Source organism: Streptomyces sp. NPDC033270 (genome assembly GCF_055576575.1).
This window is the reverse complement of the sequence record NZ_JBVIRA010000003.1, coordinates 283,861-304,279: the sequence shown is the minus strand read 5'-3', so window position 1 is coordinate 304,279 and position 20,419 is coordinate 283,861. Positions and strand designations below refer to the sequence as shown.

Annotated in this window: 22 protein-coding genes and 1 tRNA gene; 14 read left to right on the top strand and 9 right to left on the bottom strand. The window is 71.6% G+C overall.

The window, feature by feature from the left end; all coding sequences use genetic code 11:
* The first annotated feature begins 4 nt into the window (after positions 1-4).
* Together meaB and ACZ5XZ_RS07535 are read left to right on the top strand one after the other, a co-directional pair.
* A complete protein-coding gene (meaB, locus tag ACZ5XZ_RS07540) occupies positions 5-1,006 on the top strand; it encodes a methylmalonyl Co-A mutase-associated GTPase MeaB (protein WP_468975149.1) in 1,002 nt (333 codons plus the stop codon).
* A gap of 173 nt (positions 1,007-1,179) precedes the next feature.
* A complete protein-coding gene (locus ACZ5XZ_RS07535) occupies positions 1,180-1,536 on the top strand; it encodes a coenzyme f390 synthetase (RefSeq protein WP_468975148.1) in 357 nt (118 codons plus the stop codon).
* Here ACZ5XZ_RS07535 and ACZ5XZ_RS07530 read toward each other — a convergent pair.
* A complete protein-coding gene (locus ACZ5XZ_RS07530) occupies positions 1,533-2,435 on the bottom strand; it encodes a LysR family transcriptional regulator (protein WP_468975147.1) in 903 nt (300 codons plus the stop codon). The two genes, ACZ5XZ_RS07535 and ACZ5XZ_RS07530, sit on opposite strands and share 4 nt — an antisense overlap.
* Before the next feature lie 45 nt (positions 2,436-2,480).
* Positions 2,481-3,032 carry an ATP-binding protein gene (locus ACZ5XZ_RS07525; protein WP_468975146.1) on the bottom strand — a complete coding sequence of 184 codons (552 nt, stop codon included), beginning with the start codon at positions 3,030-3,032 and terminating at the stop codon, positions 2,481-2,483.
* A 194-nt stretch (positions 3,033-3,226) separates the two neighbouring features.
* Between ACZ5XZ_RS07525 and ACZ5XZ_RS07520 the strand changes: the two genes are divergently transcribed.
* Together ACZ5XZ_RS07520 and ACZ5XZ_RS07515 are read left to right on the top strand one after the other, a co-directional pair.
* Positions 3,227-3,469: a DUF397 domain-containing protein gene (locus tag ACZ5XZ_RS07520; protein WP_468975145.1), complete on the top strand. Its 243-nt coding sequence runs from the start codon at positions 3,227-3,229 to the stop codon at positions 3,467-3,469.
* 112 nt (positions 3,470-3,581) lie between these two features.
* Positions 3,582-4,487 carry a helix-turn-helix domain-containing protein gene (locus ACZ5XZ_RS07515; RefSeq protein ID WP_468975144.1) on the top strand — a complete coding sequence of 302 codons (906 nt, stop codon included), beginning with the start codon at positions 3,582-3,584 and terminating at the stop codon, positions 4,485-4,487.
* Between the two features lie 86 nt (positions 4,488-4,573).
* Here ACZ5XZ_RS07515 and ACZ5XZ_RS07510 read toward each other — a convergent pair whose 3' ends face one another.
* A complete protein-coding gene (locus ACZ5XZ_RS07510) occupies positions 4,574-5,389 on the bottom strand; it encodes an SAM-dependent methyltransferase (protein WP_468975143.1) in 816 nt (271 codons plus the stop codon).
* Positions 5,390-5,682: 293 nt separating this feature from the next.
* Between ACZ5XZ_RS07510 and ACZ5XZ_RS07505 the strand changes: the two genes are divergently transcribed.
* Positions 5,683-5,919, top strand: a complete 237-nt coding sequence (locus tag ACZ5XZ_RS07505; RefSeq protein WP_468975142.1) for a hypothetical protein — start codon at positions 5,683-5,685, stop codon at positions 5,917-5,919.
* Positions 5,916-6,800, top strand: coding sequence for a class I SAM-dependent methyltransferase (locus ACZ5XZ_RS07500; RefSeq protein WP_468975141.1), 885 nt, complete (start codon positions 5,916-5,918; stop codon positions 6,798-6,800). The genes ACZ5XZ_RS07505 and ACZ5XZ_RS07500 overlap by 4 nt, the downstream gene beginning before the upstream one ends.
* Before the next feature lie 27 nt (positions 6,801-6,827).
* Here ACZ5XZ_RS07500 and ACZ5XZ_RS07495 read toward each other — a convergent pair whose 3' ends face one another.
* A complete protein-coding gene (locus tag ACZ5XZ_RS07495) occupies positions 6,828-7,361 on the bottom strand; it encodes a DUF6314 family protein (RefSeq protein ID WP_468975140.1) in 534 nt (177 codons plus the stop codon).
* Positions 7,362-7,577: 216 nt separating this feature from the next.
* On the opposite strand from ACZ5XZ_RS07495, the gene ACZ5XZ_RS07490 reads away from it, so the two are divergent.
* The 3 genes from ACZ5XZ_RS07490 to ACZ5XZ_RS07480 are packed head-to-tail and all read left to right on the top strand — an operon-like array spanning position 7,578 to position 12,204.
* On the top strand, positions 7,578-9,047 hold the full coding sequence (locus tag ACZ5XZ_RS07490; RefSeq protein ID WP_468975322.1) for an aldehyde dehydrogenase family protein: 1,470 nt from the start codon (positions 7,578-7,580) through the stop codon (positions 9,045-9,047).
* Positions 9,044-10,627, top strand: coding sequence for an APC family permease (locus ACZ5XZ_RS07485; RefSeq protein ID WP_468975139.1), 1,584 nt, complete (start codon positions 9,044-9,046; stop codon positions 10,625-10,627). The genes ACZ5XZ_RS07490 and ACZ5XZ_RS07485 overlap by 4 nt, the downstream gene beginning before the upstream one ends.
* A gap of 14 nt (positions 10,628-10,641) precedes the next feature.
* Positions 10,642-12,204 carry a GMC family oxidoreductase gene (locus tag ACZ5XZ_RS07480; RefSeq protein ID WP_468975138.1) on the top strand — a complete coding sequence of 521 codons (1,563 nt, stop codon included), beginning with the start codon at positions 10,642-10,644 and terminating at the stop codon, positions 12,202-12,204.
* 392 nt (positions 12,205-12,596) lie between these two features.
* On the opposite strand, the gene ACZ5XZ_RS07475 is transcribed toward ACZ5XZ_RS07480, so the two are convergent.
* Positions 12,597-12,684, bottom strand: a tRNA-Leu gene (locus tag ACZ5XZ_RS07475).
* Between the two features lie 105 nt (positions 12,685-12,789).
* Here ACZ5XZ_RS07475 and ACZ5XZ_RS07470 point away from each other — a divergent pair.
* Positions 12,790-14,127 carry a DUF2254 domain-containing protein gene (locus tag ACZ5XZ_RS07470; RefSeq protein ID WP_468975137.1) on the top strand — a complete coding sequence of 446 codons (1,338 nt, stop codon included), beginning with the start codon at positions 12,790-12,792 and terminating at the stop codon, positions 14,125-14,127.
* Between the two features lie 107 nt (positions 14,128-14,234).
* Here the strand turns inward: ACZ5XZ_RS07470 and ACZ5XZ_RS07465 are convergent, their stop codons facing one another.
* Both ACZ5XZ_RS07465 and ACZ5XZ_RS07460 read right to left on the bottom strand, forming a co-directional pair.
* A complete protein-coding gene (locus ACZ5XZ_RS07465) occupies positions 14,235-15,794 on the bottom strand; it encodes an aldehyde dehydrogenase family protein (RefSeq protein ID WP_468975136.1) in 1,560 nt (519 codons plus the stop codon).
* A gap of 277 nt (positions 15,795-16,071) precedes the next feature.
* Positions 16,072-16,542 (bottom strand): pyridoxamine 5'-phosphate oxidase family protein, encoded by a 471-nt coding sequence (locus tag ACZ5XZ_RS07460; RefSeq protein WP_468975135.1) that lies wholly within the window; start codon positions 16,540-16,542, stop codon positions 16,072-16,074.
* A 159-nt stretch (positions 16,543-16,701) separates the two neighbouring features.
* Here ACZ5XZ_RS07460 and ACZ5XZ_RS07455 point away from each other — a divergent pair, with 159 nt between their 5' ends.
* Positions 16,702-16,863: a hypothetical protein gene (locus ACZ5XZ_RS07455; protein ID WP_468975134.1), complete on the top strand. Its 162-nt coding sequence runs from the start codon at positions 16,702-16,704 to the stop codon at positions 16,861-16,863.
* Positions 16,864-17,050: 187 nt separating this feature from the next.
* On the opposite strand, the gene ACZ5XZ_RS07450 is transcribed toward ACZ5XZ_RS07455, so the two are convergent.
* Complete coding sequence (locus ACZ5XZ_RS07450) at positions 17,051-17,437, bottom strand: chorismate mutase (protein ID WP_468975133.1); 387 nt, start codon at positions 17,435-17,437, stop codon at positions 17,051-17,053.
* Between the two features lie 225 nt (positions 17,438-17,662).
* On the opposite strand from ACZ5XZ_RS07450, the gene fdhD reads away from it, so the two are divergent.
* Entirely contained in the window at positions 17,663-18,520 is an 858-nt protein-coding gene (gene fdhD / locus ACZ5XZ_RS07445; protein ID WP_468975132.1) for a formate dehydrogenase accessory sulfurtransferase FdhD, read from the top strand.
* Between the two features lie 135 nt (positions 18,521-18,655).
* Here fdhD and ACZ5XZ_RS07440 read toward each other — a convergent pair whose 3' ends face one another.
* Positions 18,656-19,099, bottom strand: coding sequence for a MarR family winged helix-turn-helix transcriptional regulator (locus tag ACZ5XZ_RS07440; protein ID WP_468975131.1), 444 nt, complete (start codon positions 19,097-19,099; stop codon positions 18,656-18,658).
* Between the two features lie 161 nt (positions 19,100-19,260).
* Here ACZ5XZ_RS07440 and ACZ5XZ_RS07435 point away from each other — a divergent pair, with 161 nt between their 5' ends.
* Together ACZ5XZ_RS07435 and ACZ5XZ_RS07430 are read left to right on the top strand one after the other, a co-directional pair.
* Positions 19,261-20,202, top strand: coding sequence for a quinone oxidoreductase family protein (locus tag ACZ5XZ_RS07435; protein ID WP_468975130.1), 942 nt, complete (start codon positions 19,261-19,263; stop codon positions 20,200-20,202).
* Positions 20,199-20,321, top strand: coding sequence for a hypothetical protein (locus ACZ5XZ_RS07430; RefSeq protein WP_468975129.1), 123 nt, complete (start codon positions 20,199-20,201; stop codon positions 20,319-20,321). Before ACZ5XZ_RS07435 ends, ACZ5XZ_RS07430 begins: the two co-directional genes overlap by 4 nt.
* Positions 20,322-20,419 lie beyond the last annotated feature (98 nt).

Genomic DNA, 20,419 nt, shown 5'->3' with positions numbered 1-20,419 from the left:
GGTCATGCCTGCGACGATCGATGTCGAACGGTACGCCCAGGGGGTTCGCGCGGGCTCCCGGGCCTGGATCGCCCGCGCCGTCACCCTGGTGGAGTCCACCCGGCCCGACCACCGCGCGGCGGCCCAGCGGCTGCTGGTCGAGCTGCTGCCGCACTCCGGTTCGGCGCGCAGGGTGGGCATCAGCGGGGTGCCGGGCGTCGGCAAGTCGACATTCATCGACGCGCTCGGCACGCTGCTGACCGGGATGGGGCACCGGGTGGCGGTGCTCGCCGTCGACCCGTCCTCCAGCCGGACCGGCGGCTCCATCCTGGGCGACAAGACCCGGATGGAGCGGCTGGCGACCGATCCCGCGGCGTTCGTGCGCCCCTCCCCCACGTCCGGGACGCTGGGCGGCGTGGCGCGCGCGACCCGCGAGTCCATCGTCGTCATGGAGGCCGCGGGCTATGACGTCGTCCTGGTGGAGACCGTCGGCGTCGGCCAGTCCGAGACCACGGTGGCCAACATGGTCGACACCTTTCTGCTGCTGACCCTGGCGCGCACCGGCGACCAGCTCCAGGGCATCAAGAAGGGCGTATTGGAGCTCGCGGACCTGGTCTCGGTCAACAAGGCCGACGGTCCGCACGAGCGGGACGCCCGCTCCGCGGCCCGCGAACTGGCCGGCGCGCTGCGGCTGCTGCAGCCCGCCGACGCGGTCTGGACGCCGCCCGTACTGACCTGCAGCGCCCGCGAGGGCACCGGTCTGAAGGGGCTCTGGGAACGCGTCGAGCAGCACCGCACCCTCCTCGAGTCGACCGGTGCGCTGGCCGAGCGCCGCCGCACCCAACAGGTCGACTGGACCTGGTCGATGGTCCGCGAACAGCTCATCGACCGCCTCCAGGAGCACCCGGAGGTCCGCCGGCTGAGCCCGGACGTCGAGCGCGCGGTACGCGAGGGCGAGATCACCGCGACACTGGCGGCTCAGCGGCTGCTGACGGCGTTCGGGGTGGCGGACGGTGCACAGGACTGACGGCCGGCGGAGCCTTTGCGGCCGACGCCCGGCGGCTCCGCCGCTCCGCCACGCCGCTGTGACGGGTTTCGTGCTACTCAGCCGCGGACCTGAGTAGCCGCACTCATGACGCCCCCGCGCCCGGCCCCGAGTATGTCGATGACTGTAGGGGCGGGACGCTTTCCGCATCTTCCATGGGGGCCACCATCAATCCGCAGGACGTCACTCACGGGCTGTACGACGACAATCCGCTGGCCGAGCTGATCGAGAGCTTCTGTCTGGCACCGGCCGCGGACGGTGCGCTGGAGTCCCGGCCGGTCATCCACGTCCAGTTGCGTCCCGGCGTGCGGCTGTCGGCCGTGGAGGCCGACCGGCTGGCCAAGGCCTGCCAGCACGGCGTACGCCGCCAACTCGCGGCAGCGGCCCGGGACATGGGACTGCTGCCGGAGGACTGCCCGTCGGCCCACGAGATCGCGATCACTCTGCATCCGTACGGCGCGGGCCCGTTCTCCGGCGGACCCCTGGGCGACCGGGGCCGGTCCGGAACCTAGGGCGTGTCCGGACGCAGCGCCGCCCGCGCGGCGAAGTGGGCGACCGCCATGTCGCGGAACCGCTCGGCGGCCGTGGAGAGATAGCCGTCCTCGCGGCGGACCAGATTCAGGGTCCGTACGCAGTCGGGGGCATCCAGCCGCAGCCAGGCCAGCGGCGCCCGGGCCAGGTCGGGACGGGCGAGCGAGGGCATCAGGCCGATGCCGAGGCCGGCCGCGATCAGATGGTGGGTGGCGCCGGGCTCGTCGCCCTCGTAGGAGATGACCGGACGGCGCCCGATCGACGCGAACAGCCGATCCAGCAGGGCGCGTTGCCAGTGTCCCGGCCCGGTGGTGATGAAGGGCTCCTGGGCGATGTCGGCCACCGTGATCCGCCCCTGCCCGGCCAGCGGATGGCCGGCCGGCACGGCGAGCAGCACCTCCTCGTGCAGCAGCCGCACCGCGCCGAGCCCGGGCCCGGTCAGCGGCTGCGAGGCGACGCAGAAGTCGACCTCGCGCGATCGCAGTTGATGACGCATCACCTCGGGTGTGGACTGGAAACAGCGGACGGCCACTCCGGGGTGCGCGGCCCGGAATCCGGCGAGCAGCTCGGTGAGCGGCAGCAGGGTCTCCGCGGCGACGGCGATGCTGCCGTGGTCGAGTCCGGCGGCATCGGCGAGCTCCCGCCGGGCGTCGTCGAGTTCGTCCAGCGCCCGCTCGACCCGGGTCAGGAACGCGGCGCCGTAGCGGTTGAGGCGGATGGCCCGTCCCTGCCGGTCGAAGAGCGGCACCCCCAACTCGGCCTCCAGGCGGGCGATCGTACGGCTCACCGAGGGCTGGGCGACCCGTAGCTCCTCGGCGGCCCGGCTGATGTGCTCACGGCGCGCGACCACCCGGAAGTAGCGCAGGGACAGCAGATCCATCGGCTTCTCGGGCCTCCCGCTCGGGTGTCGGCGACCCGGGAATGGTCACACACCGCCTCCGCCGTGCGGCGACACCGTGGCCCACACCGTCTTGCCCGAACGGTCCGGCGAGGTCCACCCCCAGGCCTCGCTGAGCCGGTCGACGAGGTGCAGCCCGCGCCCGGACTCCGCCATCGGGTCCCGGGGCCTGACGACGGGGACGCCGGTACCGGCGTCGGAGACCGCACACAGCACGGCGCCGTCCTGCCGGGTCAGCGCCAGCCATGCGGGGCGGCAGCGCGCGAGGGCACCGGGGTCATCGGGGGCATCGGGGGCATTCGGGTCGGTGGGGGCGCCGCCCTCCTCGCCCCGGATGCCGTGGCGCAGCGCGTTGCTGACGAGTTCGGTGACGACCAGCGCCGCGTCCTCGGTGACTCCGGTGCACAACCGCCAGTTGCCGAGCGTCGCCCGGGTGAATCTGCGGGCCTCCGCGACGGTGTGCGCGGAGCTGCTGAGCGCGCAGGCGGCGAAGTCGTCGGGGCCGGGCATCCACCAGGATTCCTCACACGGTTCCTCCCGAAGGGCGTCGTGCACGGTCTCTGCCGGATATGCGGTCATCAACGTCTCCGCGAGGGATTTCGGGTCTGGGCCGAACTGCCTGGGACGGCTAATATCCTCGTCAACCGTCCCTTGATGCAAGTGCATCTGCAATTACATCGGTAAGGACGGCCGCACAGGGGCTCGTTCACGCCACCGTGATCGCGGGCTCGGGATCGGTCGGAGGACTCTCCTCCAGCAAGGGAGCAGCTGTTATGGAGCCGGTGACCAACGGCATGCAGGCGACCAGCATCGAAGGCGCCGTCTGGCGCAAGAGCCGCCGCAGCAACCCCAGCGGCAACTGCGTTGAGCTGGCCGTCCTTTCGGACGGCGGGGTGGCGGTGCGCAACTCCCGGTTCGCCTCGGGGCCGGCGTTGATCTACACCCGCGACGAGATCGCGGCCTTCGTCCAGGGCGCCAAGGACGGCGACTTCGACGATCTCGCGGCTCGCGACTGAGGCATATGCCGCCGAGATTGGCGCATATGTCGTTCGGATAGTCGCCGCAACTGTACGAAGCCTCGCGGCGATGGGACACTGGGCGTTCGCCCGACCACTCAGGGGAGTCAGCATGTGCGCCGCGCAGTCGAGCAGTGATACGTCCCTGCGCCGGTACCTCGAACACCCGCGGGGCGGACCGACCGTCCTGCGCATCGTGCTGGGCACCCAGCTGCGCAGGCTCCGGGAGGCGGCCGGCATCACCCGCGAGGCCGCCGGGGAGGCGATCCGCGGTTCACATGCGAAGATCAGCCGCCTGGAGCTCGGGCGGGTGAGCTGCAAGGAGCGGGACGTCGCCGATCTGCTGACGCTCTATCACGTCACGGACGAGGCGGTCCGCTCCGACTTCCTCAAGCTGGCCGGCCGGACCAGCAGTCCCGGCTGGTGGCATCAGTACGGCGATGTGCTGCCCGGCTGGTTCGAGACGCATCTCGGCCTCGAAGAGGCCGCCTCGGTGATCCGTACGTACGAGGTCCAGTTCGTTCCGGGCCTGTTGCAGACGGCGGACTACGCCCGTGCGGTGGCACAGCTCGGCCACCCGCGGTCCACGCCCGAGGAGATCGAGCGGCGGGTGCGGCTGCGCGTCCACCGCCAGGAGCTGCTGACCGTCCCCGACGCGCCGCGGGTGTGGGCGGTGCTCGACGAGGCGGCGCTGCGCCGGCCGTTGGGCGGACCGGAGGTGATGGCCGGGCAGCTCAGACATCTGCTGAAGCTGGCCGAGCTGCCCAATGTCACGCTGCAGATCGCCCCGTTCAGCCTCGGCGGCCTGGCCGCGGCCGGTGGCCCGATCACGATCCTGCGGTTCCTGGAGCCGGATCTGCCCGACATCGTCTATCTGGAGCAGCTGACCAGCGCGCTCTATCTGGACAAGCGCGATGACGTCGATCACTACCTCGCGGTGATGGACCGGCTCAGCGCGCAGTCGGAGTCACCGCGCGAGTCGCTGGCGATGCTGGAGCGGATGCTCAAGGAGAGCTGACCGCCCGCGACGGCCGGTCCGGCCCGTTCCGTCAGGCGACGAGGGCGGCTGCCCGAAGGCCACCGCTCCCGCCGCTCCCATCGGCCCTAGGGCTTGCGGGCGATGCCCCCGTACTCGATCCACTCCTGGGTGAGCTGCTTGGGGCCGATGTCCGCGTCCGGCTTCCAGGTGGAGACCTCCACCAGGCCGGGCTCCACGACCTCCAGGCCCTCCAGGAAGCCGGCCAGTTCGTGTGCCTGGCGCACCCGGCCCCACTGCCCGTGGGTGCTGACCCGCATGAACTCGGTGACGAAATCGCGGGTCGCGGCGTCCTCGCTCACCAACTGGCACACCACCAGGAAGCTGCCGGGCGCCAGCCGGTCGGCGACCCGCTTGATCAGACCGGCTGGGTCGCCGGAGTCCGGGATGCAGTGCAGCACGGAGACGAAGAGCGCGGCGACGGGCTGGTCGAAGTCGATCAGGCGCTCGACCTCGGGGCTGCTGAAGATGCCCTCCGTGTCCCGCATATCGGCCTGGATGACGGCGGTGTGGGCGTTCTCCTCCAGCAGCGCCCGCCCGTGCGCCAGCACGATCGGGTCGTTGTCGACGTACACCACCCGCGACTGCGGATCGATCCGCTGCGCGACCTGGTGGACGTTGTCCTGGGTCGGCAGGCCCGATCCGTGGTCGATGAACTGCCGGATGCCGTGTTCACTCGCCAGCCAGCGGACCGCCCGCTGCAGGAAGCGCCGGTTGTTGATCGCCAGCACCTGCGTGCTGGGCACCACCTTGCTCAGCTCGTCGCAGGCCTCGCGGTCGACGGCGTAGTTGTCCTTGCCGCCCAGGTAGTAGTCGTACATCCGCGCGACGCTCGGGATGGTGACGTCGACGGCGCTCGACTGCGGTGGTGTTCCCTGGCTCATTCCATGCTTTCCCGTCGCTTCGACAGCCATCGTCCATGGCGCCGCCGAAGCCGTTCCGTGTCGGAACGACCACGCGGCGCAGTGTCCAACATACCCACGCGTGGGCGGTTGTTGCAGACGAGCAGCGGGATAATTCCCGGGTTCACGGCCGCACACCCGGCCGCGGACCGCCGGCGCGGGGCGGCCGCGCCCCGCCGATTCTCATCCCTCTCTCACCCGGCGCTTACCGACCGCTCACCCCCGGTTCGTACGGTCGCCGAAGGCTCGTCGTGCACCCGGCCGGGGCCCGGGGTGTGTCGCGCGGAGCAGCCGCCGACGCCCGCGCCGGCGTCGTCGCGGTGTTCGCGCGGCTGTGGAGCGAGCGGCGGCTCGCCTGCGTCGTGGCCACGGAGGACGAGGCCCTCGCCCGGCACGCGCCGCGGCTGGCGACGCTCTCGCGGGGGAGGGTGAGGCCCTGGAGCATCGACGCGGCGCGGGAGCGCGGTCCCTTCTGGTCGCCCGGCCACCCGGCCGGTACAAGGGAGGGATGACAGAAGAGCTGAGTGAGCCGGCGGCCATGGCGGAGGCGTTACCCGGCATCGCGGAGATGGTCCGGGCCAATCAGGCGAACTGGGACGCCCGCACGCCGATCCATGTGGCGAGCGCGTTCTACGGGCTGGACGGCTCCCGGACCGCCGAGGACTGGTTCGCGCCGTTCGAGTGGACGGACCTCGGCGATCTGGCCGGGCGGGAGGTGCTGCATCTGCAGTGCCATCTGGGCACCGAGACCGCCGCGTTCGCCGAGCGGGGCGCCGCGCGCACCGTGGGGCTCGACTTCTCCGCCGCGGCGGTCGAGGCGGCCCGGCGGCTCGCCGACGCGGCCGGTCGCCGGGTGGAGTTCGTCCAGGCGGATGTGCACCGGGCCGTGGAGGCACTGGGCGGCCGCCGGTTCGACGTGGTCTACACCGGCAAGGGGGCGCTGTGCTACCTGCCGGATCTGACGGCCTGGGCGGGGATCGTCAGCGCGCTGCTCCGGCCCGGCGGGACGCTGTATCTGGTCGAGTTCCATCCGCTGCTGGACGCCCTCGGTCCGGCGCCGAGCCCGGACCCCCAACGGCAGCAACTGACGCTCCATTACGACTACTTGGCGGGGCGCGGCGCCATCCGGAGCGATGCGCCCCGCACCTACACCGACGGACCGCCGGTGCAGGGGGCGACGACCAGTTACGAATGGCGCCACGGGCTCGGCGAGGTCCTCTCCGCCGTGGTGGGCGCGGGGCTGAGCGTCCAACTGGTGCGGGAGACCGAGCTGTTGCCCTGGAAGCGGTTCGACTCGATGGTGCCGGCCGACAACGGCTGGTGGCGGCTGCCGCCCTCGGAGCCGATCATCCCGCTGCTGTACGCCCTGCGTGCGGTGAAGCCGGCGGCCTGAGCCCGCGGACCGGGCCCGCCGAGCGCCTCACGCCCGGCGGTAGACCGAACGCAGCAGCTGGTCCTTGGCCGGCCCGGTGACCCGCCACCGCAGGTGCCACTCGTCCGCCGCGACGGTGGTGAAGGTCCCCGCGTAGCGGTCCGCGGAGCAGGGGTGGACGGCGGTCCACCGTCCGCCCCTGAGGTCGAGGTCGTGGAAGGGCCGGCCGTCGGCGAAGCGGATCTCGGCGGTGCCGTCGGGGCGGGGGCGAAGGCGCAGCGTGCGGCTCGCCGGGTACTCCGTGCCGTCCCACGTCAGCCGCCCCTCCTCGACGTGCAGCAGCTCCTCGCCCGCCGACGGCTCCCCGCCCCCGGCCGGCCGGAACTCCGCGGTCCCGCGGAAGGAGCCCTCGACGCCGGCCCGCAGGTCGTACACGGTGCGCTCGACGCGCCAGTGGCCGGCGAGGTAGGCGGCGGCGTCGGTGACCGGGTACGGCACGTCGGTGACCGGGTACGGCACCGCCTCCGGCGCGCACCGCGTCCCCGCCTCCGGCACCGGCCCGCTCGACGACATCCCCGACATGCCCCCATTCTCCCGCCCGCCCCCTGTCGTCACCCCATCGGCCCCACCTAGGGGGTGTCTGCTCGGTCTCCGGCCCCTCGTACCGTGCGGACCCGCGGTGCCCGCCTTACGCTCGGTGCAGTGATCGTCACCGAGGTCCGGTGGCCGTACGCCGTCGGCCAGGGCGGCACGCCCGCTCGCCGCCGCCTCGTACGAGCCCGGAGACCGGAGGCCCCCATGCCGGAGCTGTTCATCGGCGGTCAGTGGACCGCAGCGGCCGACGGGCAGGTGCGGGAGATCCGCTGCCCGGCGGACGGCACGCTGGTCGCGACCGTCGACGAGGGCGGGCCCAAGGACGCGGCGGCCGCGATCAGCGCCGCCCGTCTGGCGTTCGACGACGGGCCCTGGCCGCGGACCCCGACGGACGAGCGCGGCCGGCTGGTGCTGCGCGTCGCCGAGCTGCTGGAGCGCGACAAGGACGCGCTGGCCCGGGCGGAGTCGCTGGACACCGGCAAGCGACTGGTCGAGAGCGCCTACGACATGGACGACATCGCCAAGTGCTTCCGCTACTTCGGCAACCTGGGCGCGGCCGGCGGCACCGACCGGGTGGTGGACACCGGCATCGCGGAGACCGACAGCACGGTGCGGCACGAGCCGGTCGGCGTCTGCGCGCTGATCACCCCGTGGAACTATCCGCTGCTGCAGACCGCCTGGAAGGTCGCGCCCGCGCTCGTCACGGGCAACACGTTCATCCTCAAGCCCAGCGAGCTGACCCCGCACACCGCCATCCACCTGATGCGGCTGCTGGCCGAGGCCGGGCTGCCGGACGGCGCCGGCAATCTGGTGCTGGGCACCGGCCCGGAGGTGGGCGCGCCGCTGACCGAGGACCCGCGGGTGGACATGGTGTCGTTCACCGGTGGGCTGGCCACCGGCCGGCGCATCATGGCCGCGGCCGCCCCCACGGTGAAGAAGATCGCCCTGGAACTGGGCGGGAAGAACCCGAACATCGTCTTCGCGGACGCCGACTTCGACACCGCGGTCGACTACGCCCTGACGGCGATCTTCCTGCACTCCGGGCAGGTCTGCTCGGCGGGCGCCCGGCTCCTGGTCCAGGAGGAGCTGCACGATGCGTTCGTCGACGAGCTGGTCTCCCGTGCCCAGCGGATCCGGCTGGGCGGGCCGTTCGACGAGCACGCCCGCACCGGGCCGCTGATCTCGGCCGCGCACCGCGCGAAGGTCGAGGCGTATGTGGCGGCCGGGCTCGAAGAGGGGGCCGTGCTGCTCTGCGGCGGCTCGGCGCCCGACGACCCGTCGCTGGCGAACGGCTTCTACTACCTGCCGACCGTCCTGGACGAGTGCACCCCGGACATGTCCGTCGTACGGGACGAGTCGTTCGGGCCGGTGCTGACCGTCGAGCGGTTCCGCGACGAGAACGAGGCGGTCTCGCTCGCCAACGACACGGTCTACGGGCTGGCCGGAGCGGTGTGGACGCAGGACAGCGAGCGCGCCCACCGGGTGGCGGCCCGGATGCGCGCGGGAACGGTGTGGATCAATGACTTCCATCCGTACGTGCCGCAGGCGGAGTGGGGCGGGATGAAGCAGTCGGGCGTGGGGCGGGAGCTGGGTCCCGCCGGGCTGGCGGAGTACCAGGAGGCCAAGCACGTCTGGCGCAATACCGCGCCACGGCCGCAGAGGTGGTTCGAGTGACGGATCCCGGATCCGTGCGCCCCCCGGCCGGGGACGATCATTCGCACGACGACGCCTCGCTCGCCGAACTCGGCTACAAGCCCGAACTCAAGCGCACCCTGGGCAACTTCCACACCTTCGCCGCCGGCATCAGCTACATCTCGATCCTCACCGGTACCTTCCAGCTGTTCTACTTCGGTGTCGCCCACGGCGGCCCGGCGTACTGGTGGTCCTGGCCGATGGTCTTCGTCGGGCAGCTGATGGTGGCGCTGTGCTTCTGCGAACTGGCCGCCCGCTATCCGGTGGCCGGCTCGATCTACAACTGGGCCAAGAAGCTCGGCGGCCCGCACATCGGCTGGCTCGGCGGCTGGATGATGCTCACCGCGACCATGGTCTCGCTGTCGGCGGTGGCGCTCGCCTATCAGGTGACGCTGCCGCAGATCTCGTCGTGGTTCCAGTTCATCGGCGACGGCACGGGGCAGTCGGCGGCCGCCAACGCGGTGGTGCTCGGCACCGTACTCGTCACCTTCACCACCCTGGTCAATGCGTTCGGCGTCAAGCTGATGGCGCGGATCAACTCGGCGGGCGTGGCCATCGAGCTGATCGCCGCCATTGTCCTGATCGTGCTGCTCGCCGCGCACATCACCCGCGGCCCGGGAGCGGTGACCAACACCTTCGGGCTGGGCAAGGGCGAAACCCTCGGCTACTTCGGGGCGTTTCTGACCGCGTCGCTGGCCTCGGCGTATGTCATGTACGGCTTCGACACGGCCTCGTCGCTCGGCGAGGAGTCCAAGGACCCCGGCCGCAACGCGCCCCGGGCGATCCTGCGCGCGCTGGTCGCGTCCTTCCTCATCGGCGGGCTGATCCTGCTCTTCGCCCTGCTGTCGGTGCCCGACCTGCACGCCGAGGAGCTGTCCGTGGACGGACTGCAGTACGTCGTCCTCGCCACCCTCGGCTCGACGGTGGGGCAGATCGTGCTCTGGTGCGTGGTCATCGCGATCACCGTGTGCGAGCTGGCGGTGCACACCGCGGGCATCCGGCTGGCGTTCGCGATGGCCCGGGACAACAACCTGCCGGCCGCCTCGCTGCTCGCCAAGGTCAGTCCGCGCTTCCAGACGCCGGTGCTGCCCGCCGTCGTGATCGGTCTGGTGGCGATCGGCATCCTGCTGATCAACGTCAACCAGCCGCAGATCTTCTCGGTGATCACCAGCATCGCGATCATCATGATCTATCTGGCCTATCTGTCGGTCACCCTGCCGATGCTCGTCCAGCGGCTGCGCGGCAAGTGGACCCCGCTGGAGGGGAGGTTCTCGCTGGGCAGGCTCGGCCTGCCGGTGAACATCCTCGCCGTCCTCTGGGGCGCCGGGATGTCCCTCAACCTCGCCTGGCCGCGCGCCGCCGTCTACAACGCGACCGGCCCGCAGCACTGGTATCTGCGCTGGGGCGCGTTCCTGTTCATCGGCGTCGTGGCGATCGGCGGCTTCACCTACTACTGGTTCGTCCAGCGCAAGCGGACCGGCGTCCTGGCCATGCACGCCGCCGTCGGCCACGACGACGGCGGCCCGGGCGGCCCGGGCTCCTCCACCACCCCCACCCCCTGACGGGAGACGGCGCGATGCCCCAAGAGACCCCCGTGGAAGAGTTCGACTATGTCGTGGTCGGCGGCGGCACGGCCGGCGCCGTCGTGGCGGCGCGGCTGAGCGAGGACCCCTCGGTCACGGTCTGTCTGCTGGAGGCCGGTCCGTCCGATGTCGGCGATGACAACGTGCTGCGCCTGGATCGCTGGATGGCCCTCCTGGAGTCCGGTTACGACTGGGACTACCCCGTCGAGCCGCAGGAGAACGGCAACAGCTTCATGCGGCACGCCCGTGCCAAGGTGCTCGGCGGCTGCTCCTCTCACAACTCCTGTATCGCCTTCTGGGCTCCGGCCGAGGACCTGGACGAGTGGGCCGCGCGGGGCTGCCAGGGCTGGAGCGCGGCGGACTGCTTCCCGCTCTACCAGCGGCTGGAGAGCAACGACGCACCGGGCGACCACCACGGCCGCTCCGGCCCGGTCACCCTGCGCACCATCCCGCCGGGCGACCCGTGCGGGGTGGCGCTCCTGGAGGCCTGTGCGGCGTCCGGCATCCCCACCACCCCGTTCAACACCGGCAAGACCGTCGTCCGCGGCGCGCACTGGTTCCAGATCAACTGCCGCCCGGACGGCACCCGTTCCTCCGCGTCGGTCTCCTACCTCCACCCCGTCATGGACGCCCGCCGCAATCTCGACGTACGCACCGGGCTGCAGGCCAAGCGCCTGAACTTCACCCCCTCCCGGCGCTGCACCGGCGTGGAGTACCTCTCCCCCGACCTCTTCCACAGCCGTACCGTCAACGCCCGCCGCGAGGTCGTCGTCTCCTGCGGGGCCATCGACACTCCCAAGCTGCTGATGCTCTCCGGCATCGGCCCGGCCGGCCACCTGAGGTCCATCGGCATCGAACCGCTCGTCGACTCACCGGGCGTGGGCGAGAACCTCCAGGACCACCCCGAGGGCGTGATCATGTGGGAGGCCAAGCAGCCCATGGTGACCTCCTCCACCCAGTGGTGGGAGATCGGCATCTTCGCCGACACCGAGCCCGGCCTGGACCGTCCCGACCTGATGTTCCACTACGGCTCCGTGCCCTTCGACATGAACACCTACCGCCGGGGCTACCCCACCTCGGACAACGCCTTCTGCCTGACCCCGAACGTCACCCGCGCCCGCTCCCGCGGCACCGTCCGCCTGCGCACCCGCGACTTCCGCGACAAGCCCAAGGTCGACCCCCGCTACTTCACCCACGAACACGATGTACGGGTCATGACCCACGGCCTCCGCCTCGCCCGCGAGATCGTCGCCCAGGCCCCGATGGCGAGCTGGGCCGGCGTCGAACTCGCCCCCGGCCCCTCCGCCCACTCCGACGACGACCTGCTCGCCTACATCCGCGACACCCACAACACCGTCTACCACCCCGCCTGCACGGTCCAGATGGGCGCTCCCGGCGACGACGCGGCCCCGCTCGACCCGCAGCTGCGGGTCAAGGGCGTCACCGGCCTGCGGGTGGCCGACGGCTCGGTGATGCCGTTCCTGACGACCGTGAACCCCTGCATCACGACGATGATGATCGGGGAGAAGTGCGCCGACATGATCCGGGGCGGCTGAGCGCTTGCACCGCCCGGCCGCCCTTGGGGCTCCCGGCACGGCCGCGCGGGTCCTGGGCCGGTCTCGCGGATCACGGCACGACAAAGACCTACGAGGTGGGCTCCCTTCGCCGGCATTGTCCGGATCAGGTGCTTGGGGGTCGCCGTCCGGTCTCCCGACCTTTCAGCCTCTCAGCCCGACCTTTCTTCTTGTCCTCGGCGAGAGCCAGAGCTCCCTTACCCCGAGGCCAGTCCGGTCGAACTCCCTCGCTCGCCCCGTAGGCCGGTCTTCAGGATACTCCCGGACAAGGGGAATGGAACAGTCAAATCGGATAAGTTGCCGGGATTTCCCGAAGGGGACTCCACCCCGACCCCCAAAACGACGAAAACCCCTGATCAACAGGGGTCTTTCGCTGGTGTCCGAGGGGGGACTTGAACCCCCACGCCCGATAAAGGGCACTAGCACCTCAAGCTAGCGCGTCTGCCATTCCGCCACCCGGACTAGGTGTGATCTTCACGGGGCGTTCCCCGCGGCGACATGGACAACAATACCAAGGTTTCGGAGTGCCTTTCACCTGCGTATCCGTGCGGGGCATAACCTCGATTTATGGGCAATGACGGACACATCGCTCATCTCACTGGGCCGCGCAGGCCACGGGCTCTTTCACCGCTGCGGGAGCATCTGCGGGACACCTTCTGGTTCGCTCCGACCGCGGGGCTGCTCGGTGCGGTGCTGCTGTGGTGGGCGGCGTCGGCCGTCGACCTGGAGATCGTCGCGCTGCTGCAGCGCGAGCGGGCGTACGGCGCGGTCCGGGAGCTGATGTCGATCGCGGACGACGCCAAGACGATCGTGACGACGATCAGCGCGGCGATGATGACCTTCATCGGCGTGGTCTTCAGCATCTCGCTGGTCGCGGTGCAGATGGCCAGCGGACAGCTCACCCCGCGGGTGGTGCGGATCTTCGTCCGGAGCCGGATCAGCAAGATCACGCTCACCGTCTTCCTGGCGACGTTCCTGTTCTCGCTGCTGGTGCTCACCTCCTATGAGAGCGAGAGCAGCGCGCGGGAGGTCACCTCCGTACCGGTCGTGCAGAGCCTGCTGACGCTGGTGCTGGTCGGGCTGAGTCTGGTGCTGTTCATCGCGTATGTGTCCGCCACGCTGCGGCTGATGCAGGTGGGGCCGGTGGTGGACCGGATCACCCGGGAGACGCTGCGGATGCTGGCGCGGCAGGCTCCGGGCAGCGAGGACGGCGAGGACGATGCGGGGGTGCGGGCACCGGAGACCGGCTGGCTGGCGCACGAGGGGCGGGCGGGGGTGGTGCGGGATGTGCATGTGGCGCGGCTGGTGCGGGTGGCGCGGCGGCAGGGCGTCGTACTGCGGCTGATCCCCCGCATCGGGGACTTCGTGACGCCGGGGACGCCGGTGCTCGCGGTGCACGGCGGGACGCCGCCGCGGCGGGCGCTGTTGCGGTACACGGTCTCGGTCGGCGTGGAGCGCACCTTCCACCAGGATCTCGGGCTGGGGCTGCGGCAGTTGGCGGATATCGCGCTGCGCGGGCTGTCGCCGGCGGTGAACGATCCGACCACGGCCGTGCAGTGCCTGGACCGGATCGTGCAGATCCTGGCGGCGGTGGTGCACCGGCCGCTCGGGACGGTGCACCACCGCGACCGCCAGGGTGTGGTGCGGCTGACACAGCGGGTTCCGGGGTGGCCGGATCTGGTGGATCTGGGGCTGACCGAGGTCCGGGCCGCCTCGGTGCACAGTCCGCAGGTGACGCGACGTCTGCTGGCCGGCATCGACGATCTGCTGCTGCTCGCACCTCACCAGCGGCGGGAGCCGCTGGTGAGGCACCGCGAGCTCCTGCTGAAGGCGCTGGAGCAGGCGGTGCCGGAGGCGGCGGACCGGCGGTTCGCCGCGCGCCCCGACCGGCAGGGGATCGGCTAGGGGGTCTCCGCAAAGTCCCGTCGTCCGCCCGCATGCGCTGGGTGCGCTGTCCGCCCCGGCCCACCGGGCGGGCCCCGGGTGCCCGCCGCCCCGTGGCCGGCGTCCGGCTACGGCATCAGGTGGTAGTCCGGGAAGTTGCCCGGCAGGCGCTCGGTGGCCGGCCCCTCGGTCACCGCGCGGACCAGGAGCTCGCCGCCGACGAAGGCGCCGCTCCAGGAGTTGCCGAAGCCGCCGAAGAGCTCATCGCGGTCGCCGCGGGAGCGGGGCTTGTTGTGGCCGACCTTGAAGGCGCGGATCTGGGGCGCGAGGCGGTGGTAGGTGTCCTTGTCGTCGCAGGAGAGGCTCGCGACCAGGGCGCCGTTGCTGGCGTTCATGGCGGCGAGCAGTTCGGCCTCGGTGTCGACGAGGACGACGGTGTCGACAGGGCCGAAGGGCTCGGCGTGGTGGAGGGGCGAGGAGGGCGGCGGGGCCAGGAGGGTGGTCGGCGGGAGGTAGGCGGAGGTGTCCTGGTCGGGCAGGAAGTGGCCGTCGCCGAGGACGCCCCGGTGCAGGGGGACGGCGCCCCGGGAGACGGCCTCGGTCGTGAGGTCGGCGAGTTCCTTGGCCTTGGCCGCGTTGATCAGGGGGCCGAAGTCGAGTTCGGGCAGCGGGTCGGCGGGGTCGGCGACGGCCAGGGGGTGGCCGAAGCGGACGCTGCGTACGGCCGGGAGGTAGGCGGCGAGGAAGTCGGCGAAGGCGTCGCGCTGGACGACGAAGCGTGGGTAGGCGGTGCAGCGCTGTTTGGCGTAGTCGAAGGTCTTGCGCAGCAGGGGGGTGAGGGAGGTCCAGTCGGTGTAGTTCCAGATGCCCCAGGTGTTGAGGCCCTCCTGTTCGAGGATGTGGCGTTTGCCCAGGTCGGCGACGGCGGTGGCGACGCGGGCGCCGGTGTCCCGGCCGCCGACGAAGGAGACGCAGCCGATCTCGGGTGAGCGGACGAGGGCGGGCGAGAGCTCGCCGCCGCTGCCGCTGACGAGGGTGGCCGGGACGCCCTCCCGGGCGGCCAGCGCGCAGGCCAGGGTGAGGCAGACCAGGCCGCCGTCGGTGGGCGTCTTCGCGATCACGGCGTTGCCCGCCAGCGCCTGGACGAGCATCGCGTGGATCAGGACCGACATGGGGTAGTTCCAGCTGGCGATGTTGCTGACCGGTCCGGGCAGCGGGGTGCGGTCGGCGAGCATCCGGTCGATCTCGTCGACGTACCAGCGGACGCCGTCGATGGCGCGGTCGACATCGGCCTGGGCGAGTTTCCAGGGCTTGCCGATCTCCCAGACCAGCAGCAGCGCGAGCAGCTCGCGGTGTTCGGTGAGGGCGTCGAGGGTGGCGGAGATCCGGGCCTTGCGCTCGGCCAGGGGGACCTGGCGCCAGGCGCGGTGCTGGTCGAGGGAGGCGCGTACGGCGTGCCGCGCGGTGTCCGCGTCGAGGCGGGGCGGGCCGGCGATGGGGGTGCCGTCGATCGGGCTGGTGGCGGGCAGCGGATCGCCGTCCGGGTGCCAGGCGGCGGCCCAGAGGTTGAGGGCGTGCTCGTCGCGGAACGCCTCGGGGGCGGCCGCCAGGCTGCGTTGCCAGGCGTCCTGCCAGGACGTACCGGGCTTGAGGGCCAGGGTCGGGGTGGTGTCGGAGGTGGGTGCCATCGGTTGTCTCCGCTCTCGGTGCACGGCCGGAGGGGCAGGGTGGTGGCGCTCGGGCGGCTTCCTGAGAAGCCGTTACCGGACGGTAGTGGGCGGGGTGGCACCGGGGGGCGGTCCGGCGTCAGGTATGGCGAGTGTCACTCTTCGTGGGCGGCGGGGCCACCTGGGTGAGGCGAGTGGTGGGCGGGTCGCTCCCGCCCCTGGCCGGACGGCACCCACCCGCCCCGGCCGCCGGTGGCCCATCCCCTGCCCACCCGTCCGAGCAGGCCCGTACCAGGCCCTAGAGCAGCCACTTCCCCTCACGCATAAGAGTCCGTCCCGTCATCTCCGGAACCGTTCCCCACGCCTGCAGAACCTCCGGTACGACCTGGAAGAAGACGTAGGAGGAGTGATCCTTGCGAGGATCCCAACCGTCCTTGGCCGCGAAGGCATCGCCCACCTCGGCGGGAAGCTCCTCTCGGGTCAGCATGCGCGCGGTGCCGTGGACCAGGACCACGTCCCGGGTATGGCCGAAGCACAGGCGGACCCGTCCGTTGGCGGTCAGGTTGCGCCCCGTCGGGTTGGTGACGCGGGTGGCCAGCCACACGGCCTCCCCGTCCCACCAGAAGGCAAGCGGAACGAGGCACGGCTCGCCGGTGGCGTCGGCCGTGGCGACCCATACATCGTTGTCCCGCGCGAGCCGTTCCAGCGCCTCGCCCTTGCGCTGCTCTGGGCTCCGGGGTCCGCGTGGCGAAGAATCAACTGACGTCATGGAGCGAGGCTATGGCGGGTGGCACTCCACCACATCCGTCACCGGAACTAGGGTCTGTCCGATGGGTCAGGGCCGAGAGTCGGGGGGTCCGCACCCCGAACAGCCCAAGAGCGAGTAATCCGTGTGCGTTTGTCAGTGACCGGCCGTACGATTCGCGCCATGGCGACCACATGCGTCCCAGACGCCGCCGAGGCCAACGAGCGCATACGCGCGTTCATGGCCGCCCGCACCGGTCGGCCCCTGTGGCCCGACGAGCAGGCCGAGTACGAGCAGTTGCTCGCAGCATGGGCCGCTTCGGCACGAAGGGAAACGAACCGCTGACGCCGAGCCGCTGCGGTTCGGAGAGTCTCCACCGGGCCTCGTCTCGCGCCGAGATATGGCGCTGTCTCATTCGCCTTGCCCCTGGGGGAACTTGACCACCAGAGCGCGGGTCAGCCAGTCGGCGGTGGGAAGGCTACGAGCCGGCCGTTCGTGAGGCGACGTACCTCATGATCGACGCGCCGCGTGTTCAGCTCTCGGGTCCTGCGCCTGCGCCGTCGCGAGATCCGTTCCCGGCAGCGCCCTGATTCGCGATCGCTTTATGGTGGCGGACCACCTCATCGATGATGAAGTTCAGGAACTTCTCGGCGAACGCCGGGTCCAGTCGGGCGTCCTCGGCCAGTCGGCGCAGCCGCTCGATCTGGGCGGCCTCACGGGCCGGGTCGGCGGGCGGCAGGCTGTGCCGAGCCTTGAGCTCGCCGACCTGCTGAGTGCACTTGAAGCGCTCGGCGAGCAGATGGACCAGGGCGGCGTCGAGGTTGTCGATGCTGCTGCGCAGGTAGCCCAGCCGCTCGCGGGCCGCCTCGTCGGCGACGGAGGCCGCTTCGCCGGCCGCCGGTGCTGTCCCTTCGCTCATGTACCTCTCGCCATTCCTGGTCGGTCGTCGGGTGCTTCGGTCCTGATCGGCTGAAGATTACCCGGCCGGCGGCAGGCGCCCGGGGCTGGTCTCGCGGATCGGACGCCTGTCGGGGGCGGGCCCGGGGCCGGGTGCCCGCCCCACGCCGCCGGCGGCCGGCACGCCCGCCGTATGCAGGACAATGAGGGTGCCAAGGTCACCGGAACGAGTGGGACTGATCAAGCCATGGGACGTGTCACGGAACGACGCAAGGTGATCCGTATCCGCGACGGTGCCGTGAGCACCCGCCCGGACACCCTCGTCGCCGAGGAGCCGATGGAGATCCGGCTCGGCGGCAAGCCGCTGGCGATCACGATGCGTACGCCCGGTGACGACTTCGCGCTGGCCGCGGGCTTCCTCGTCAGCGAGGGCGTCCTGGCGCGCGCCGACGAGCTGGCGAACATCGTCTACTGCGCGGGGGCGACCGGCGAGGGCGGCGCCAACACGTACAACGTCGTCGATGTGCGGCTCGCGGACGGGGTGCCGGTCCCGGACATCACCCTGGAGCGCAACGTCTATACGACGTCGTCGTGCGGACTGTGCGGCAAGGCCAGCCTGGAGGCGGTGCGCACCACCACCCGTTGGCCGCTGGACGCCTCCCCCGCCACCCCGGCCCGCCTCGCGCCCGCCACCCTCGCCGCCCTCCCCGACCGACTGCGGGCCGCCCAGCGGGTGTTCGACCGGACCGGCGGTCTGCATGCCGCGGCGTTGTTCACCACGGACGGGGAACTGCTCGACATACGGGAGGACGTGGGTCGGCACAACGCGGTGGACAAGATCGTGGGCCGGGCCCTGCAGCAGGGGCTGCTGCCGCTGTCCTCGTGCGTGCTGATGGTCTCCGGGCGGGCGTCGTTCGAGCTGGCGCAGAAGGCTGTGATGGCGGGGATTCCGGTGCTGGCCGCGGTCTCGGCCCCGTCCTCGCTCGCCGTCGACCTGGCCCAGGAGACCGGGTTGACCCTGGTCGGGTTTCTGCGCGGCTCCTCGATGAATGTGTACGCCGGTGAGCACCGCCTCGCCCTGAGCGCCGCGGCCGCCACCGGCTGAGGCGGCACGCGGGGGCCGGTCGGCCGGCTTCGCCACCGGCGGGACGCGTCCCCGCGCACATCAGCCGGGCGGCATCCGTACGTCGCGTACGTCATCCGGAGCCCACCGGGCAGCGACTGCTCCCCTACCAGCAGCTCACTCCCCCGGCAGCGCGATCCGGGTCAGCAGCGCGATCAGCTGCTCGCGCTCGGCGGGGGTGAGCGCCGCGGTCAGCTCCGCGTTGGCCTCGTCGCCGAGCCGCTGGGTGCGGCGCAGGCGCCGCCTGCCGTCGGCGGAGATCTCGACGGCGTTCTTGCGCCGGTCCTTGGGGTCGGGGGTGCGGGTGACCAGGGCGTCCTTCTGCAGGTCGTTGACGATCGCGACCATGTCCTTGGGGTCGATGCCCAGGGTCCGGCCGAGCTCCGCCTGGGAGACCGGACCGAGCTCGTCGACCGCCGACAGGACGGCGTGATGCATCATCCGCATGCCCTCGGCGGCGAGGGCCTCGGCGACCAGGCGGTGGCCGCGGGCGGCGGCGCGGCCCAGGAGCCAGCTGGGGAGCGCGCGGACGCGGCTGGGGGCGTACGAGGTGTCGGCCATGGGTCCACCGTATCGAGAATCCATTGGGTCTCCCTACGAAAAATCGCGGAGATCCATCGAAATCCATTGGCTTCCCCAACGGTTTCGGCTTATCGTTGGGGAACCCAATGAAGCGAACGGCCGGTGTCCGCCGGCCCGATTCCCACGAAAGGCGGCGGCCCATGCGCCGAGTCCGATTCCATGCCTACGGCGGTCCGGAAGTCCTGCGCGTCGAGGAGGCCGAGGCCCCGGTGCCGGGCCCCGGTGAACTCCTGGTGCGCACCGAGGCGATCGGTGTCACGCTGCCGTGCGTACGGCGCCTGCGCGGCGACGGCAAGGGCGGCGGCGATCCGCTCCCCGGTACGCCCGGCGGGGAGATCGCCGGCGAGGTCGTCGCGCTCGGCCCGGACGTCACCGGCTTCGCCGTCGGCGACCGCGTCACCTCGCTCACCCTCACCGGCTCGTACACCGAACTCGCCCTCGCGCCCGCCTTCCTGGCGAGCCGGATACCCGAGGGGGCGAGCGCCGTGGAGGCGGTGGCGCTGGTGCGCAGCGGGCATGTCGCGCTCGCCGCGCTCAGCACCGCCGCACCGCGGGGCACCGAATCCGTACTGATCACCGGTGCGGCCAGCGGCACCGGGCACCTCGCCGTCCAACTGGCCAAGCTCCAAGGGGTGCCGCGGGTGGTCGCCGCGGTCGGCTCGGCCGCCAAGGCGGAGTTCCTCCACGGGCTCGGGGCCGATGAGGTGGTGACCTACGACCAGGAGTCCTGGGGCAAGCCGGTCGACATCGTCCTGGACGGCGTCGGCGGGGAGCTGCTACCGCGGGCGCTGGCCGCCCTGGCGGAGGGCGGCCGACTGGTCTTCTTCAACTCCGGTGGCGGCACGGTCCCGGCGTATGACCTGCTGGCCGGCTCCAAGACGGTCACCGGGCTGACGATGCGCCGGTTCGCCACCGTCCACCGGGAGCTGTACGAGCAGCACCACGCGCAGCTGTGGGAGCTGGCGCGGTCCGGCCGGCTGCGGGCCGCCGTCCACGCCGAACTGCCGCTGGACCAGGCCGCCAAGGCACACGAGATCATCGAGGCCAGGGCCAATCTCGGCAAGGTGGTGCTGCGGCCGTGACGCACCGCGGGCGCGGACCGGGCGTGCCGTATGCCCCGGTCCTGCGGCACACCTGGCCCACCCGGCTCGCGCAGCGCACCCGGCGCACCCGGCGCAGTGCCTGCGGGCCGGGTGAGTGAATTCCGGCTGTGGCGCCGAGAACCGATGCAGGCTCCTTGTCGCGGTCCGCACGCGGCAGTAGCTTCCGTCAGGGATGCACATAGGACGTGGGATGTCC

What these genes read in the sequence shown, in the direction of transcription:
- meaB (WP_468975149.1), top strand. Translation starts at nt 5, where the DNA reads ATGCCTGCGACGATCGATGTCGAACGGTACGCCCAGGGGGTTCGCGCG.
- ACZ5XZ_RS07535 (WP_468975148.1), top strand. Translation starts at nt 1,180, where the DNA reads ATGGGGGCCACCATCAATCCGCAGGACGTCACTCACGGGCTGTACGAC.
- ACZ5XZ_RS07530 (WP_468975147.1), bottom strand. Translation starts at nt 2,435, where the DNA reads ATGGATCTGCTGTCCCTGCGCTACTTCCGGGTGGTCGCGCGCCGTGAG.
- ACZ5XZ_RS07525 (WP_468975146.1), bottom strand. Translation starts at nt 3,032, where the DNA reads ATGACCGCATATCCGGCAGAGACCGTGCACGACGCCCTTCGGGAGGAA.
- ACZ5XZ_RS07520 (WP_468975145.1), top strand. Translation starts at nt 3,227, where the DNA reads ATGGAGCCGGTGACCAACGGCATGCAGGCGACCAGCATCGAAGGCGCC.
- ACZ5XZ_RS07515 (WP_468975144.1), top strand. Translation starts at nt 3,582, where the DNA reads ATGTGCGCCGCGCAGTCGAGCAGTGATACGTCCCTGCGCCGGTACCTC.
- ACZ5XZ_RS07510 (WP_468975143.1), bottom strand. Translation starts at nt 5,389, where the DNA reads ATGAGCCAGGGAACACCACCGCAGTCGAGCGCCGTCGACGTCACCATC.
- ACZ5XZ_RS07500 (WP_468975141.1), top strand. Translation starts at nt 5,916, where the DNA reads ATGACAGAAGAGCTGAGTGAGCCGGCGGCCATGGCGGAGGCGTTACCC.
- ACZ5XZ_RS07495 (WP_468975140.1), bottom strand. Translation starts at nt 7,361, where the DNA reads ATGTCGGGGATGTCGTCGAGCGGGCCGGTGCCGGAGGCGGGGACGCGG.
- ACZ5XZ_RS07490 (WP_468975322.1), top strand. Translation starts at nt 7,578, where the DNA reads ATGCCGGAGCTGTTCATCGGCGGTCAGTGGACCGCAGCGGCCGACGGG.
- ACZ5XZ_RS07480 (WP_468975138.1), top strand. Translation starts at nt 10,642, where the DNA reads ATGCCCCAAGAGACCCCCGTGGAAGAGTTCGACTATGTCGTGGTCGGC.
- ACZ5XZ_RS07470 (WP_468975137.1), top strand. Translation starts at nt 12,790, where the DNA reads ATGGGCAATGACGGACACATCGCTCATCTCACTGGGCCGCGCAGGCCA.
- ACZ5XZ_RS07465 (WP_468975136.1), bottom strand. Translation starts at nt 15,794, where the DNA reads ATGGCACCCACCTCCGACACCACCCCGACCCTGGCCCTCAAGCCCGGT.
- ACZ5XZ_RS07460 (WP_468975135.1), bottom strand. Translation starts at nt 16,542, where the DNA reads ATGACGTCAGTTGATTCTTCGCCACGCGGACCCCGGAGCCCAGAGCAG.
- ACZ5XZ_RS07455 (WP_468975134.1), top strand. Translation starts at nt 16,702, where the DNA reads ATGGCGACCACATGCGTCCCAGACGCCGCCGAGGCCAACGAGCGCATA.
- ACZ5XZ_RS07450 (WP_468975133.1), bottom strand. Translation starts at nt 17,437, where the DNA reads ATGAGCGAAGGGACAGCACCGGCGGCCGGCGAAGCGGCCTCCGTCGCC.
- fdhD (WP_468975132.1), top strand. Translation starts at nt 17,663, where the DNA reads ATGGGACGTGTCACGGAACGACGCAAGGTGATCCGTATCCGCGACGGT.
- ACZ5XZ_RS07440 (WP_468975131.1), bottom strand. Translation starts at nt 19,099, where the DNA reads ATGGCCGACACCTCGTACGCCCCCAGCCGCGTCCGCGCGCTCCCCAGC.
- ACZ5XZ_RS07435 (WP_468975130.1), top strand. Translation starts at nt 19,261, where the DNA reads ATGCGCCGAGTCCGATTCCATGCCTACGGCGGTCCGGAAGTCCTGCGC.